Source organism: Citrobacter sp. Cf132, assembly GCF_030333885.1.
Lineage (GTDB): Bacteria > Pseudomonadota > Gammaproteobacteria > Enterobacterales > Enterobacteriaceae > Citrobacter > Citrobacter freundii.
In genome coordinates this window covers 44,659-58,926 of record NZ_JAOWFA010000069.1, presented here as the reverse complement: position 1 = coordinate 58,926, position 14,268 = coordinate 44,659, and the positions used below count along the sequence as shown (strand labels likewise).

General features: G+C 53.2%; 14 protein-coding genes and 4 tRNA genes (1 of these 18 only partly in view). 7 read left to right on the top strand and 11 right to left on the bottom strand.

The window, feature by feature from the left end; translation table 11 throughout:
* From OGV85_RS19555 to mltB, 10 genes are all read right to left on the bottom strand, one after another.
* Window positions 1–66, bottom strand: a tRNA-Arg gene (locus OGV85_RS19555); it reaches 114 nt to the left of the window's first position.
* Window positions 67–105: 39 nt separating this feature from the next.
* A tRNA-Arg gene (locus OGV85_RS19550) sits at window positions 106–182 on the bottom strand.
* A gap of 90 nt (window positions 183–272) precedes the next feature.
* Window positions 273–349, bottom strand: a tRNA-Arg gene (locus tag OGV85_RS19545).
* A gap of 3 nt (window positions 350–352) precedes the next feature.
* Window positions 353–445, bottom strand: a tRNA-Ser gene (locus OGV85_RS19540).
* Between the two features lie 346 nt (window positions 446–791).
* Window positions 792–977 carry a carbon storage regulator CsrA gene (gene csrA / locus OGV85_RS19535; RefSeq protein WP_000906486.1) on the bottom strand — a complete coding sequence of 62 codons (186 nt, stop codon included), beginning with the start codon at window positions 975–977 and terminating at the stop codon, window positions 792–794.
* A gap of 237 nt (window positions 978–1,214) precedes the next feature.
* Window positions 1,215–3,842, bottom strand: coding sequence for an alanine--tRNA ligase (alaS, locus tag OGV85_RS19530; RefSeq protein ID WP_003037323.1), 2,628 nt, complete (start codon window positions 3,840–3,842; stop codon window positions 1,215–1,217).
* A gap of 128 nt (window positions 3,843–3,970) precedes the next feature.
* Window positions 3,971–4,471, bottom strand: a complete 501-nt coding sequence (recX, locus tag OGV85_RS19525) for a recombination regulator RecX (protein ID WP_003037326.1) — start codon at window positions 4,469–4,471, stop codon at window positions 3,971–3,973.
* A gap of 86 nt (window positions 4,472–4,557) precedes the next feature.
* A complete protein-coding gene (gene recA / locus OGV85_RS19520; protein ID WP_003037330.1) occupies window positions 4,558–5,622 on the bottom strand; it encodes a recombinase RecA in 1,065 nt (354 codons plus the stop codon).
* Window positions 5,623–5,714: 92 nt separating this feature from the next.
* Entirely contained in the window at window positions 5,715–6,212 is a 498-nt protein-coding gene (gene pncC, locus OGV85_RS19515) for a nicotinamide-nucleotide amidase (protein WP_003037333.1), read from the bottom strand.
* A 192-nt stretch (window positions 6,213–6,404) separates the two neighbouring features.
* Complete coding sequence (mltB, locus tag OGV85_RS19510; RefSeq protein ID WP_003037336.1) at window positions 6,405–7,484, bottom strand: lytic murein transglycosylase B; 1,080 nt, start codon at window positions 7,482–7,484, stop codon at window positions 6,405–6,407.
* Between the two features lie 265 nt (window positions 7,485–7,749).
* On the opposite strand from mltB, the gene srlA reads away from it, so the two are divergent.
* From srlA to gutQ, 7 genes are all read left to right on the top strand, one after another.
* Entirely contained in the window at window positions 7,750–8,313 is a 564-nt protein-coding gene (srlA, locus tag OGV85_RS19505) for a PTS glucitol/sorbitol transporter subunit IIC (RefSeq protein ID WP_003037339.1), read from the top strand.
* Window positions 8,310–9,281, top strand: a complete 972-nt coding sequence (srlE, locus tag OGV85_RS19500; protein ID WP_061547638.1) for a PTS glucitol/sorbitol transporter subunit IIB — start codon at window positions 8,310–8,312, stop codon at window positions 9,279–9,281. The genes srlA and srlE overlap by 4 nt, the downstream gene beginning before the upstream one ends.
* 13 nt (window positions 9,282–9,294) lie before the next feature.
* On the top strand, window positions 9,295–9,657 hold the full coding sequence (srlB, locus tag OGV85_RS19495; RefSeq protein WP_003846051.1) for a PTS glucitol/sorbitol transporter subunit IIA: 363 nt from the start codon (window positions 9,295–9,297) through the stop codon (window positions 9,655–9,657).
* A 17-nt stretch (window positions 9,658–9,674) separates the two neighbouring features.
* Entirely contained in the window at window positions 9,675–10,454 is a 780-nt protein-coding gene (gene srlD, locus OGV85_RS19490) for a sorbitol-6-phosphate dehydrogenase (protein WP_003037345.1), read from the top strand.
* 55 nt (window positions 10,455–10,509) lie between these two features.
* Window positions 10,510–10,869: a transcriptional regulator GutM gene (gutM, locus tag OGV85_RS19485; RefSeq protein WP_003037348.1), complete on the top strand. Its 360-nt coding sequence runs from the start codon at window positions 10,510–10,512 to the stop codon at window positions 10,867–10,869.
* Window positions 10,870–11,006: 137 nt separating this feature from the next.
* Complete coding sequence (srlR, locus tag OGV85_RS19480; RefSeq protein ID WP_003037350.1) at window positions 11,007–11,780, top strand: glucitol operon DNA-binding transcriptional repressor SrlR; 774 nt, start codon at window positions 11,007–11,009, stop codon at window positions 11,778–11,780.
* On the top strand, window positions 11,773–12,738 hold the full coding sequence (gene gutQ / locus OGV85_RS19475) for an arabinose-5-phosphate isomerase GutQ (protein WP_286553861.1): 966 nt from the start codon (window positions 11,773–11,775) through the stop codon (window positions 12,736–12,738). The genes srlR and gutQ overlap by 8 nt, the downstream gene beginning before the upstream one ends.
* On the opposite strand, the gene norR is transcribed toward gutQ, so the two are convergent.
* Window positions 12,735–14,255, bottom strand: a complete 1,521-nt coding sequence (gene norR / locus OGV85_RS19470; protein ID WP_003846057.1) for a nitric oxide reductase transcriptional regulator NorR — start codon at window positions 14,253–14,255, stop codon at window positions 12,735–12,737. The two genes, gutQ and norR, sit on opposite strands and share 4 nt — an antisense overlap.
* Window positions 14,256–14,268: the final 13 nt, after the last annotated feature.

Below are 14,268 nucleotides of genomic sequence, written 5' to 3'. Positions count from 1 at the left end.
GGAGGATTCGAACCTCCGACCGCTCGGTTCGTAGCCGAGTACTCTATCCAGCTGAGCTACGGATGCATCGGGAATTGCTGTTTACTACTGATACTGCGAAGAAGATGGTGCATCCGGGAGGATTCGAACCTCCGACCGCTCGGTTCGTAGCCGAGTACTCTATCCAGCTGAGCTACGGATGCATCAGGAAAACTTACTTACTGCAGATTTGATATCGCTACTAAAGTGATATCGATTTCCGTAACAACGCTAATGCGTTATTGCAGAGAAGATGGTGCATCCGGGAGGATTCGAACCTCCGACCGCTCGGTTCGTAGCCGAGTACTCTATCCAGCTGAGCTACGGATGCAAATGGCGGTGAGGCGGGGATTCGAACCCCGGATGCAGCTTTTGACCGCATACTCCCTTAGCAGGGGAGCGCCTTCAGCCTCTCGGCCACCTCACCAACACGCCTCTTGCGAGTGCTTCGAAGAACTTGTTTCTGCTCATCGTCGCTGCGTGGCGCACATATTACTTTCTGGGACTTATAAGTCAAACAATTTTTCCAGAGCTTTTATCGTTTGCACATTTCACGCGCAATTAGTCTGCAAAAACGGCAAAAAGAGTGTTTTATCAACAGATAAATTGGCAATTTCCTGAAGCAGTGAACAAACGGAAACTTCGTCGGGAAAGGCATTACGCCCAGTAGAATCGAAAAAATGGGGAGGACGAAGAAGAAAAGAGAAGAAAAGAAAAGAAAAAGGGTGACTCAATCAGGTTGCGCCTCACCAGAAAGGTGAGACGCGAAAACCTTAGTAACTGGACTGCTGGGATTTTTCAGCCTGGATACGCTGGTAGATCTCTTCACGATGGACAGAAACTTCTTTCGGGGCGTTTACGCCAATGCGCACCTGGTTGCCCTTCACCCCTAAAACTGTCACGGTGACCTCATCGCCTATCATGAGGGTCTCACCAACTCGACGAGTCAGAATCAGCATTCTTTGCTCCTTGAAAGATTAAAAGAGTCGGGTCTCTCTGTATCCCGGCATTATCCATCATATAACGCCAAAAAGTAAGCGATGACAAACACCTAAGTGTAAGCAGTCACGGCATCACATTCTGTTAAACCTAAGTTTAGCCGATATACACAACTTCAACCTGACTTTATCATTGTCGATAGCGTTGATTCGCATGCCGTAACTTAGGGTTTCGGCATGCGCTGACGCTTATAGTTATTACAGTTTTGCGCTGACCCAGCCTTTCACACTGGCTAACGCTGCAGGCAGAGCCGCTGCATCCGTACCACCGGCTTGCGCCATGTCCGGACGACCGCCACCCTTACCGCCGACCTGCTGAGCGACCATTCCAACCAGTTCCCCTGCTTTCACGCGATCTGTCACGTCCTTAGACACACCCGCAATCAGAGAAACCTTACCTTCCACTACCGTTGCCAGAACGATAACGGTAGACCCCAGTTGATTTTTCAGATCATCAACCATGGTACGCAACATTTTCGGCTCAACGTCCGCGAGTTCACTGACCAGCAGCTTCACACCGTTGATATCAACCGCTTTGCTGGAAAGATTTGCACTCTCCTGCGCCGCAGCCTGTTCCTTCAATTGCTGCAATTCTTTTTCCAGTTGACGTGTACGCTCCAGCACGGAACGAACTTTGTCAGCGATATTCTGGCTATCGCCTTTCAGCAGCTGCGCAACATCGCTTAAGCGATCGCTCTCAGCATGCACGGTTTGTATAGCGCCTTCACCGGTTACCGCTTCGATACGACGAACGCCTGCCGCAGTACCTGACTCGGACACTATGCGGAACAGACCGATATCACCCGTACGGCTGGCGTGAGTACCGCCACACAGTTCGGTAGAGAAATCACCCATGCTCAGAACGCGCACATGGTCGTCATATTTCTCGCCAAACAGCGCCATTGCGCCTTTGGCTTTTGCCGCTTCGAGATCCATGATGTTCGTTTCAATCGGCAAGTTGCGACGGATTTGCGCATTCACCAGATCTTCAACAGCACGGATTTCAGCAGGCTTCATCGCTTCGGTATGAGAGAAGTCGAAGCGCAGTAGTTTATCGTTAACCAGCGAGCCTTTCTGTGCCACATGTGTGCCCAGAACCTGGCGCAGCGCCGCGTGCATCAGATGCGTTGCGGAGTGGTTCAGGCGAATACGCGCACGACGTGCTTCATCCACATCAGCCTGTACTGCATCACCAATTTTCAGAGAACCCGCAGACAGCTTGCCAATGTGACCAATGGCCTGGCCATATTTCTGTGTGTCGCTAACGGCAAACGCAAAACCTGCGCCTTTCAGTTCACCCTTATCGCCAACCTGACCACCAGACTCCGCATAGAACGGCGTCTGATCCAGTACGACAACAGCGTCCTGACCTGCGTTAATTGCGTCTACCGCTTTACCATCAACAAACAGCGCGGTGACTTTGCCGTTCAGTTCCAGGTGCTCGTAGCCTTTAAATTCAGAGGCGCCATCAACACGAATCATTGCATTGTAGTCTGCGCCAAAACCGCTGGCTTCACGTGCGCGACGGCGCTGTTCTTCCATTGCAGCTTCAAAGCCAGCTTCATCAACCTTGATGTTACGCTCGCGGCAAACGTCTGCCGTCAGGTCAACCGGGAAACCGTAAGTGTCATACAGACGGAATGCGGTTTCGCCGTCCAGCGTATCGCCAGACAGTTTTGCCAGTTCTTCATCCAGCAGCGCCAGACCACGCTCCAGAGTACGTGCAAACTGCTCTTCTTCGGTTTTCAGAACCTGCTCAACCATAGCCTGCTGACGCTTCAGTTCTTCACCTGCAGAGCCCATGACGTCCACCAACGGACCAACCAGCTTGTAGAAGAAGGTATCCTTCGCGCCCAGCATGTTGCCATGACGTACCGCGCGACGAATGATACGGCGCAACACATAGCCACGGTTTTCATTCGACGGCACAACGCCATCAGCAATCAGGAACGCACAGGAACGGATATGGTCGGCGATAACGCGCAACGACTTGTTGCTCAGATCGGTCGCGCCGGTGACTTTCGCCACGGACTCAATCAGTGAACGGAACAGGTCGATTTCATAGTTGGAGTTAACGTGTTGCAGCACGGCCGCAATACGCTCCAGACCCATACCGGTATCCACGGACGGTTTCGGCAGCGGTTCCATGGTGCCGTCAGCCTGACGGTTGAACTGCATGAAGACGATGTTCCAAATCTCAATGTAGCGATCGCCATCTTCTTCTGCGCTTCCCGGAGGCCCACCCCAGATATGGTCACCGTGGTCGTAGAAAATTTCGGTGCATGGACCGCAAGGACCGGTATCACCCATCTGCCAGAAGTTGTCGGAAGCATAAGCCGCACCTTTGTTATCACCGATGCGGATGATACGTTCGCGCGGAATACCGACTTCTTTTTCCCAGATTTCATAGGCTTCATCGTCAGTTTCATAGACGGTGACCCACAGACGCTCTTTTGGCAGGGCAAACCAGTTTTCACCGGTCAGTAGTTCCCATGCATATTGAATAGCATCGTGTTTGAAGTAATCGCCGAAGCTGAAGTTGCCCAGCATTTCGAAGAAAGTGTGGTGACGTGCAGTGTAACCGACGTTTTCCAGGTCATTGTGCTTACCACCCGCACGTACACAACGCTGCGAGGTGGTTGCGCGGGAATAATTACGCTTGTCGAGGCCAAGGAAAACATCCTTGAACTGGTTCATCCCGGCGTTGGTAAACAACAAAGTAGGGTCATTGTTCGGTACCAGGGAGCTGCTGGCAACTACCTGGTGTCCTTTACTATGGAAAAAATCGAGAAACGCCTGACGGATCTCAGCGGTGCTCTTGCTCATAATTATCCTGAAGAAATCAAGCTAACGAAATGTCATTACCAGCATCGGCAAGCAAACTGCGCCTCTGGCAATCGAAAAGTGGGAATAAGATAAGTTTTCTTTACTGGGAAGTAAAATCCCGTATGCGGTCAATCGTCAAAATTTCGCCATATTGCCTGAATATCTTCCATCAGATAGCCGCGATAGAGCAAAAAACGCTGGACCTTTACCTTATCTGAAAAATCGACAGGTAAAGGTTCACCGTACTTCCGAATGGCCTGCTCACGCGCAAGCACTGCCCAGTCAATTTCGCACTCACGCATGGCCCGCTCGATAGCTTCACGCGTGATCCCTTTTTGGTTTAATTCCTGGCGCACCCGGGCAGGTCCATAACCTTTGCGGCTACGGCTGGCGATAAACTGTTGCACGAAGCGATCATCATCCAGATAACGACTTTCAATACACCAGGCGATGACCTTGTCGTAATCCTCCGGCGTGGCATCAATTTCTTCTGGTCCATTTTTCCCCATCACCGGAGCGGCCAGCTTGCGCCGCAGTTCCTGCTCGCTGTGATCGCGCATCGCCAGAATACGTACGGCGCGGTCAAGCAGTCGGGAATAAGCGGAACGGCGGGAAGTTGCTTCTGTCATAGTAAGCCTTCAGAAATGAAAAAGGGCTGCATGATATGCAGCCCTTTACTATATGCGATTCAAAACATGCGATTCAAAACAGATTATCAGAAATCTTCGTTCGTTTCTTTTACGTCTTCGCCGCTGTCATCAACGGAGAAATCAGGCGTTGAATCCTGGTTATTGAGCAGTAGCTCACGTAATTTCTTCTCAATTTCTTTCGCAGTTGCCGGGTTTTCTTTCAGCCAGTTGGTCGCATTCGCTTTACCCTGACCGATTTTCTCACCGTTGTAGCTGTACCATGCACCAGCTTTTTCAATCAGCTTCTCTTTCACGCCCAGGTCAACCAGTTCGCCGTAGAAGTTGATGCCTTCACCGTAAAGGATCTGGAATTCAGCCTGTTTGAACGGCGCTGCAATTTTATTTTTCACAACCTTAACGCGGGTTTCGCTGCCAACCACGTTGTCACCTTCTTTCACCGCACCAATACGACGGATATCCAAACGAACAGACGCATAGAATTTCAGGGCGTTACCACCGGTGGTGGTTTCCGGGTTACCGAACATAACGCCAATCTTCATACGGATCTGGTTGATGAAAATCAGCAGCGTGTTGGACTGCTTCAGGTTACCGGCCAGCTTACGCATTGCCTGGCTCATCATACGCGCCGCAAGGCCCATGTGAGAGTCGCCAATCTCGCCTTCGATTTCTGCCTTCGGCGTCAATGCGGCAACGGAGTCGACAACGATAACGTCAACCGCACCGGAGCGCGCCAGTGCATCACAGATTTCCAGCGCTTGTTCACCGGTATCCGGCTGAGAACACAGCAGGTTATCGATATCAACGCCAAGCTTACGGGCATAGACCGGGTCCAGTGCGTGTTCTGCATCGATAAATGCACAGGTTTTACCTTCACGCTGCGCAGCGGCAATAACCTGCAGGGTCAGCGTTGTTTTACCGGAGGATTCAGGCCCGTAGATTTCGACGATACGGCCCATTGGCAAACCGCCCGCGCCCAATGCGATATCCAGAGAAAGCGAACCGGTGGAGATAGTTTCCACATCCATGGAACGGTCTTCACCCAGGCGCATGATGGAGCCTTTACCGAATTGCTTTTCGATCTGACCCAGCGCTGCCGCCAACGCTTTCTGTTTGTTTTCGTCGATAGCCATTAATTACTCCTGTCATGCCGCTTTCGGGTTAAACCGCGAAACGTGATAGATAATGTTCTGTTGAGGCAATTATACTGTATGCTCATACAGTATCAAGTATTTTGTAGAAATTGTTGCCACAGGGTTTGTAACGCGTAGGCGGTCGCCTGTCGACGGACCGCATCGCGATCGCCGCTAAAGCATTCCCGGCGGGTAATCCCCTCGCCGCTCGCGCTGGCAAAGGCAAACCATACCGTTCCCACAGGTTTTTCTTCGCTACCGCCATCCGGCCCCGCAATACCGCTTATCGAAACAGCGAAATGCGCGCGGGCGGCTTTTAACGCGCCTATCGCCATCTCCACCACCACAGGCTCACTCACCGCGCCATGCTGGGCCAGCGTCTCTTCGCGCACGCCAATCATCTGCGCTTTGGCTTCATTGCTGTAGGTCACAAACCCGCGTTCAAACCAGGCGGAGCTTCCGGCAATATCCGTAATCGCTTTGGCTACCCAGCCGCCGGTGCAGGATTCCGCCGTCGTCACGGTTGCCCCGCGCGCTTTCAGCGCCAGGCCAACCTGCTCGCTTAACTGCATCAGTTCACTGTCGGTCATTTCAGCCTCTGTCAGTTAAAAAAATATGCCGGACAAGATAGCACTTTCATGACCAATGTGGGGATGGGGAGAACGTTTTACGAGGGGGATTCCAAAAATTGCTCCGTTGCACAAATAAGACCTGCCGGATGGCGATGCCAGGACATCTTATCCGGCCTACCAGAGATATCTTCCGGTAGGCCGGTGGAGCGATTACTGTACGCGCGCCAGCGCCACCGCCTGACCTAACTGCCAGACTGCCATCGCGTAATGCGTGCTGTGGTTATAGCGGGTAATCGTGTAGAAGTTCGGCAGTCCGTACCAGTACTGATAACCCGTGCCAATATCCAGGCGCAGCAGGCTGGCCTGCTGATGATTCCCCAACGACTGCTGCGGCGTCAGGCCCGCGGCAGCAAGCTGAGAAATGCTGTACTGGGTTTTAAAGCCGTTCGCAAGCCCAGGTGCCTGACCATTTGCCGGAACCGCGACCGTATCGCCTTTCACCCAGCCGTGGCCCTTGAAGTAGTTCGCCACACTACCGATGGCATCAACCGGATCCCACAGGTTAATGTGTCCATCGCCATTGAAATCAACGGCATATTGTTTATAGGAAGACGGCATAAACTGGCCGTATCCCATTGCCCCCGCGAAAGAACCTTTCAAATCGAGCGGATCGTCGCTTTCATCTCGCGCCATCAGCAGGAAGGTTTCCAGTTCACCAGAGAAGTATTCCGCACGACGAGGATAGTTAAACGACAACGTCGCCAGCGCATCCAGAATCCGCGTTTTACCCATCACGCGGCCCCAGCGAGTCTCTACACCAATAATACCGACAATAATTTCCGGCGGAACTCCGTAGACCTGCCACGCACGGTTCAGCGCATCTTCATATTGATTCCAGAAAGCCACGCCGTTTTGCACGTTGTCAGGTGTGATGAACTGTTTGCGATAGCGCAGCCATGCGCCGTTAGGTCCGGCTGGCGGTTGAGTCGTCGGTGCCTGGCGGTCCATCAAACGCAATACCGAGTCCAGACGCTTGGCCTGCGACAGGATCTCCTGCAGCTGCTGGCGGTCAAAGCCGTGCTTGTTCACCATTTTCTCGATGAACTGCTGCGCGTTCGGATTATTGGCAAAATCGCCGCCCGTTTGCATGACGTTGTGCTGTGGCTCAAGCAGGAAGCCGCCGGATGGCGCACCCGTAGTCGTTTGAGTCTCTGAAGGTTTAGGTTTGCTGCTACAGGCAGCGAGCAGTACGAAAAGGGGGAGTAACGCTACATAACGACGCTTGAACATGAGACATCCATTAAACAAATTCAGCCTGGGAGAAGTATGGTAAAGCATCCTCCGCCATACAAGGAAGCGGTAGTCGCTCTCCTTCACAGAATTTACATCCCCTTTCATCTCTGACCATCACATTTGCGAGCCTTCACGCAAAAACTTTCAAATTAAAATATTTATCTTTTATTTTGAGATCAAAATAACACTTTTATATCTTTCAATCTGATTAAAATCAGCCACCGTTTGGCAAGATAACTAAAAATCCCTACAGGAGAGAATAATGATCGACACCATCACACTCGGTGCTGAGTGGTTTATCGGGCTGTTCCAGAAAGGCGGAGAAGTGTTTACCGGCATGGTGACCGGTATTCTGCCCCTGCTGATCAGTCTGCTGGTCATCATGAATGCGCTGATTAACTTTATCGGTCAGCAGCGCATTGAACGTTTTGCCCAGCGTTGCGCCGGAAACCCGCTGTCCCGCTATTTGCTACTGCCGTGCATCGGCACATTTGTATTTTGTAACCCAATGACGCTGAGTCTGGGTCGCTTTATGCCAGAAAAATACAAGCCCAGTTACTACGCCGCCGCGTCTTACAGTTGCCATTCCATGAACGGCTTATTCCCGCACATCAACCCCGGCGAACTGTTTGTCTATCTGGGGATCGCCAGCGGACTGACCACGCTGGGGCTTCCGCTTGGCCCACTGGCGGTGAGCTATTTACTGGTCGGTCTGGTGACCAACTTCTTCCGTGGCTGGGTGACCGATTTCACCACCACTATCTTCGAGAAAAAAATGGGCATTCAACTTGAGCAGAAGGTACATCTGGCGGGAGCAACATCATGACACGTATTCGTATTGAAAGAGGCACCGGCGGCTGGGGTGGCCCGCTTGAACTGGATGCCGTTCCGGGCAAGAAAATTGTCTATATCACCGCAGGAACTCGCCCCGCGATCGTCGACAGGATAGCAAGCCTGACCGGCTGGCAGGCCGTTGATGGCTTCAAAGAGGGCGAGCCGCCGGAGAGCGAAATTGGTGTGGCGATCATCGACTGCGGCGGCACGCTGCGCTGTGGGATCTATCCCAAACGTCGTATACCGACGGTGAATATTCACGCTACGGGTAAATCCGGCCCACTGGCTCAGTATATTGTCGAAGATATCTATGTCTCTGGCGTAAAAGAAGAAAACATTACTGTTGTCGGCGAAGCGTCCGCCACGCCAACGCCCGCAAGCAGCAGCATGGGACGCGATTACGACACCAGCAAGAAAATTACCGAGCAAAGTGATGGTCTGTTGGCAAAAGTGGGGATGGGCATGGGTTCAGCCGTTGCGGTTCTGTTCCAGGCCGGGCGCGACACCATCGATACCGTCCTGAAAACTATTTTGCCATTTATGGCGTTCGTCTCAGCACTGATCGGCATCATTATGGCTTCGGGTCTGGGAGACTGGATCGCCCATGGACTCGCACCACTGGCCAGCCATCCGCTGGGATTGGTCACTCTGGCACTGATCTGCTCTTTCCCACTGCTGTCGCCTTTCCTCGGCCCCGGTGCGGTTATCGCCCAGGTTATCGGCGTGCTAATCGGTGTACAGATTGGTTTGGGGAATATTCCCCCACATCTGGCGCTACCTGCCCTGTTCGCCATTAACGCCCAGGCCGCATGTGACTTTATTCCTGTCGGGTTGTCGCTGGCCGAAGCGCGTCAGGACACGGTCCGCGTCGGTGTGCCATCTGTTCTGGTGAGCCGCTTTCTGACCGGCGCGCCAACCGTTCTCATCGCCTGGTTTGTTTCCGGCTTTATTTACCAATAAGAGGCACTCAAAAATGACCGTGATTTATCAAACCACCATCACCCGTATCGGCCAGAGCGCCCCGGATGCATTGTGCGACCAGATGCTGATTACCTTTCGTGAAGGCGCGCCCGCGGATATCGAGGAGTTTTGCTTCATCCATTGCCACGGCGAGCTGAACGGTTCGTTGCAAGCTGGGATCCAGTTTGAACTAGGCCAGCATCACTACCCGGTCACCGCCGTTGGCAGCGTGGCGGAACAAAACTTACGTGAACTCGGGCATATCACTCTGCGCTTTGACGGACTGAGTGAAGCGGAATTCCCCGGTACCGTACACGTTGCAGGTCCCGTACCGGACGGTATCGCGCCGGGCTGTATTTTGAAGTTTGTTGCTTAAGATTGAAGGAGATAAAGATGAATCAGGTTGCCGTTGTCATTGGTGGAGGCCAGACCCTTGGGGCATTCCTTTGCCGTGGGCTTGCGACAGAAGGATACCGCGTCGCGGTGGTGGATATTCAAAGCGATAAAGCCGCCAACGTGGCGCAGGAAATTAACGCCGAGTTTGGCGAAGGTACAGCCTACGGTTTTGGCGCAGATGCCACCAGCGAACAGAGCGTGCTGGCGCTGTCGCGCGGAGTGGATGAAATATTCGGTCGTGTTGATCTGCTGGTTTACAGCGCGGGTATCGCTAAAGCCGCGTTTATCAGCGACTTTCAGCTTGGGGATTTCGACCGCTCGCTGCAGGTCAATCTGGTTGGCTACTTCCTCTGTGCACGTGAATTCTCACGCCTGATGATCCGCGATGGTGTGCAGGGACGCATTATCCAGATCAACTCCAAATCAGGGAAAGTGGGCAGCAAACACAATTCAGGCTACAGTGCGGCAAAATTTGGCGGCGTGGGCTTAACCCAGTCACTGGCGCTGGATCTGGCGGAATACGGCATTACCGTGCATTCACTGATGCTCGGCAATCTGTTGAAATCACCGATGTTCCAGTCGTTATTACCGCAATATGCAACCAAACTTGGCCTTAAGCCAGATGAAGTTGAGCAGTACTACATTGATAAGGTTCCGCTTAAGCGCGGCTGCGATTATCAGGACGTGCTAAACATGCTGCTGTTTTACGCCAGTCCGAAAGCCTCTTACTGTACCGGGCAGTCCATCAACGTCACCGGCGGTCAGGTGATGTTTTAATGTTGAATTGCCGGATGGCGTCTGCGCTTATCCGGCAAAATCAAAGGAGTACATAATGGTTTCCGCACTGATTACCGTCGCCGCTATCGCCTGGTGCCTGCAACTGGCGCTTGGTGGCTGGCAAATATCCCGCTTTAACCGGGCGTTTGATAGGCTTTGCCAACAGGGTCGGGTTGGTGTTGGTCGCTCCGGTGGGCGTTTTAAGCCGCGCGTGGTAGTGGCCATCGCGCTGAATGAGCAGCAGCGAGTTACAGACACGTTATTTATGAAAGGTCTTACGGTATTCGCCAGACCCGGCAAAATTGCCACGATAACCGGCAAACATCTTGATGATTTACAGCCTGATGTGATCTTTCCCCATGATCCGTTAGCACAGAATGCACTATCATTGGCGCTTAAACTGAAACATGGGTAATTTCGTTGTGAATGCTAATAGCTTGCGAAATTATCATTTTGCAACCTATACCCCAAATAATTCGAGTCGCAGGAAGACCAACGCACATGCAGCTTGAAGTATGACGGGTAAATACATAAGTCAGGGTAATCACGCCTATGAAACCTCGTCAGCGTCAGGCTGCCATATTGGAGCACCTGCAAAAGCAGGGAAAATGCTCGGTTGAAGAACTGGCCCACTACTTTGACACGACTGGCACGACCATTCGCAAAGACCTGGTCATTCTGGAGAACGCCGGAACCGTCATTCGTACCTATGGCGGCGTGGTATTAAATAAAGACGAATCCGATCCGCCAATTGATCACAAAACGCTAATTAATACGCATAAAAAAGAGCAGATTGCCGAAGCTGCCGTCCGTTTTATACACGATGGAGACTCTATTATCCTGGATGCGGGCAGCACCGTACTGCAGATGGTGCCGATGCTCACGCGCTTTAGCAATATCACCGTCATGACCAACAGTCTGCACATTGTTAACGCCCTTTCGGAGCTGGACAACGAGCAAACCATCCTGATGCCGGGCGGGACCTTTCGCAAAAAATCTGCGTCATTTCACGGTCAGCTGGCAGAAAACGCCTTTGAGCAGTTCAGCTTTGATAAACTCTTCATGGGCACCGACGGCATTGACCTCAATGCCGGCGTGACCACTTTTAATGAGGTGTTTAGCGTCAGTAAAGCGATGTGTAATGCCGCTCGCGAAGTGATTCTGATGGCTGACTCGTCAAAATTTGGGCGCAAAAGCCCTAATGTTGTATGCAGTCTGGAAAGCGTCGACAAGCTGATTACCGATGCAGGTATCGACCCTGCATTTCGTCAGGCGCTGGAAGCAAAAGGGATTGAAGTGATCATAACCGGAGAAACCAATGAGTGATGCACTACTGAACGCGGGCCGTCAGACGTTAATGCTGGAACTACAGGAAGCCAGCCGTTTGCCTGAGCGACTGGGCGATGATTTTGTCCGCGCCGCCAATACTATCATCCACTGTGAAGGCAAAGTCATTGTCTCCGGTATTGGTAAATCAGGTCATATTGGCAAAAAAATTGCGGCGACCCTCGCCAGTACCGGCACGCCTGCCTTTTTTGTGCATCCGGCGGAAGCGCTGCACGGTGACTTAGGGATGATCGAAAACCGTGATGTCATGCTGTTTATCTCCTACTCCGGCGGTGCGAAAGAGCTGGATCTCATCATTCCGCGCCTGGAAGACAAATCCGTCGCCCTGCTGGCAATGACCGGAAAACCGACCTCACCGTTGGGCCTGGCCGCCAAAGCCGTGCTGGATATTTCCGTTGAACGCGAAGCCTGTCCGATGCGCCTGGCACCGACGTCCAGTACCGTAAATACGTTGATGATGGGCGATGCGCTGGCAATCGCCGTAATGCAGGCGCGCGGCTTTAACGAGGAAGATTTTGCCCGCTCGCATCCGGCAGGTGCGCTGGGCGCTCGTCTGTTAAATAAAGTGCATCATCTGATGCGCCGTGACGATGCCATCCCGCAGGTGACGCTTACCACCAGCGTCATGGACGCGATGCTGGAGCTCAGCCGCACGGGTCTTGGCCTGGTCGCGGTCTGCGACGACCAGTCACTGGTGAAAGGGGTCTTTACCGACGGCGACCTGCGCCGCTGGCTGGTTGGCGGCGGAGCGCTCACCACTCAGGTTAGCGAAGCAATGACCCAGAATGGCATTACACTGCAGGCGCAGAGCCGCGCGATTGACGCCAAAGAGATCCTGATGAAGCGCAAAATCACTGCCGCACCGGTGGTCGATGAAAACGGTAAACTCACCGGTGCTATCAACCTGCAGGATTTCTATCAGGCCGGTATTATCTAATCCTTCAACCCCAGACGCTTCGCCAGCCGGTGCAGGTTGGCGACGTCTGTTTCCAGCGCCCGCGCACTTGCCGCCCAACTATGGTTATTTTGTGCCAGCGCCCGGCGGATCATCTCCCGCTGGAACGACTCTGTTGCTTCACGCAGGTTGTGATGCTGTGGGATCTCCGCAACAACTTCCGCCGCCGGTGTTACTGGCGCTTCATCCTGCAGGGCAAAATGCTGCGCCTCCAGCACCACTTCATCCCCTGCCCTGGTCGCCCTTGCCAGAACCACCGCGCGGTGAATGGCATGTTCCAGCTCGCGCACATTCCCGGGCCAGGCGTAGCTCAACAGATGACTACGCGCACCAGGACTTAACACCACGCGGGAAAGTCCCAGCCGCAGCCGACACTGTTCGCAAAAATAACCCGCCAGCAAAACCACATCTTCACCGCGCTCACGCAGAGGCGGTACCGAAAGGGGAAAGACGCTCAGCCGGTGGAACAAATCCGCACGGAAATTCCCGGCCAACACCTCTTCGCGTAAATCACGGTTCGTCGCCGCCAGCACTCGCACATCCACGCGCAAGCTGCGATCGTCACCCACGCGCTGAATATCACCGTACTGCAATACGCGCAGCAGCTTAGCCTGTAGCGCCAGCGAGAGTTCGCCTATCTCGTCGAGAAATAGCGTTCCATTGTCGGCCATTTCAAACTTACCGCTACGATTGCTGATAGCCCCGGTAAACGCGCCTTTTACGTGACCAAACAGTTCGCTTTCGGCAACGCTTTCCGGCAACGCCGCGCAGTTCAGATACACCAGTGGATTCACCGCGCGCGGTGAACCTTCATGGATAGCTTTAGCCACCAGCTCCTTCCCGGTCCCTGTTTCGCCGCTAATCAGCACGTTGAGATCGGACCCCGCCACAATCTCAATCTCTTTTTTCAACTGCATCATATTGGGCGACAGGCCAATCATCTGGGTTTCCGTCACCTGCTCGAAAGCCGTCGACGAACCTGGCAGCATATTCTGGCTTTCCAGCTGTTCAATCAGCAACGCATTGCTCAATGCGCCAGCCGCCAGCGCGGCAATCAGCCTAAGCTCCTCATCGCTGAAAACATCGAACTGATCGGGCTCCATGCCATCCAGGGTTAACGCACCAATCAAATTTTGACCGGCGAACAATGGCAGTCCAATACAGGCATGCACCTTCAGACTCTCCTGCCCCGGAATCAGACCATCATACGGGTCTGGCAAATCGCTGTCGGCAGGGAAACGAACCACGTCCCCGGCGCGGGCAATCGCCTCCAGACGCGGATGCCCTTCCAGAGTAAAGCGTCTGCCGAGAACATCCTGCGCCAGCCCATCGATCGCCAGCGGAATAAACTGTCGCGACTCGTAGCGCAGCAGTGCCGACGCGTCGCATTCCAGCACCTGACGCAAGGTGGTGATCAGGCGTTGAAAACGGTCCTGATGCCCAATACCGCTTTGTAATTCAATGGCGATGCCCGCCAGCACGTCTACGGAAAAGCTCATGGCTACCTCATTG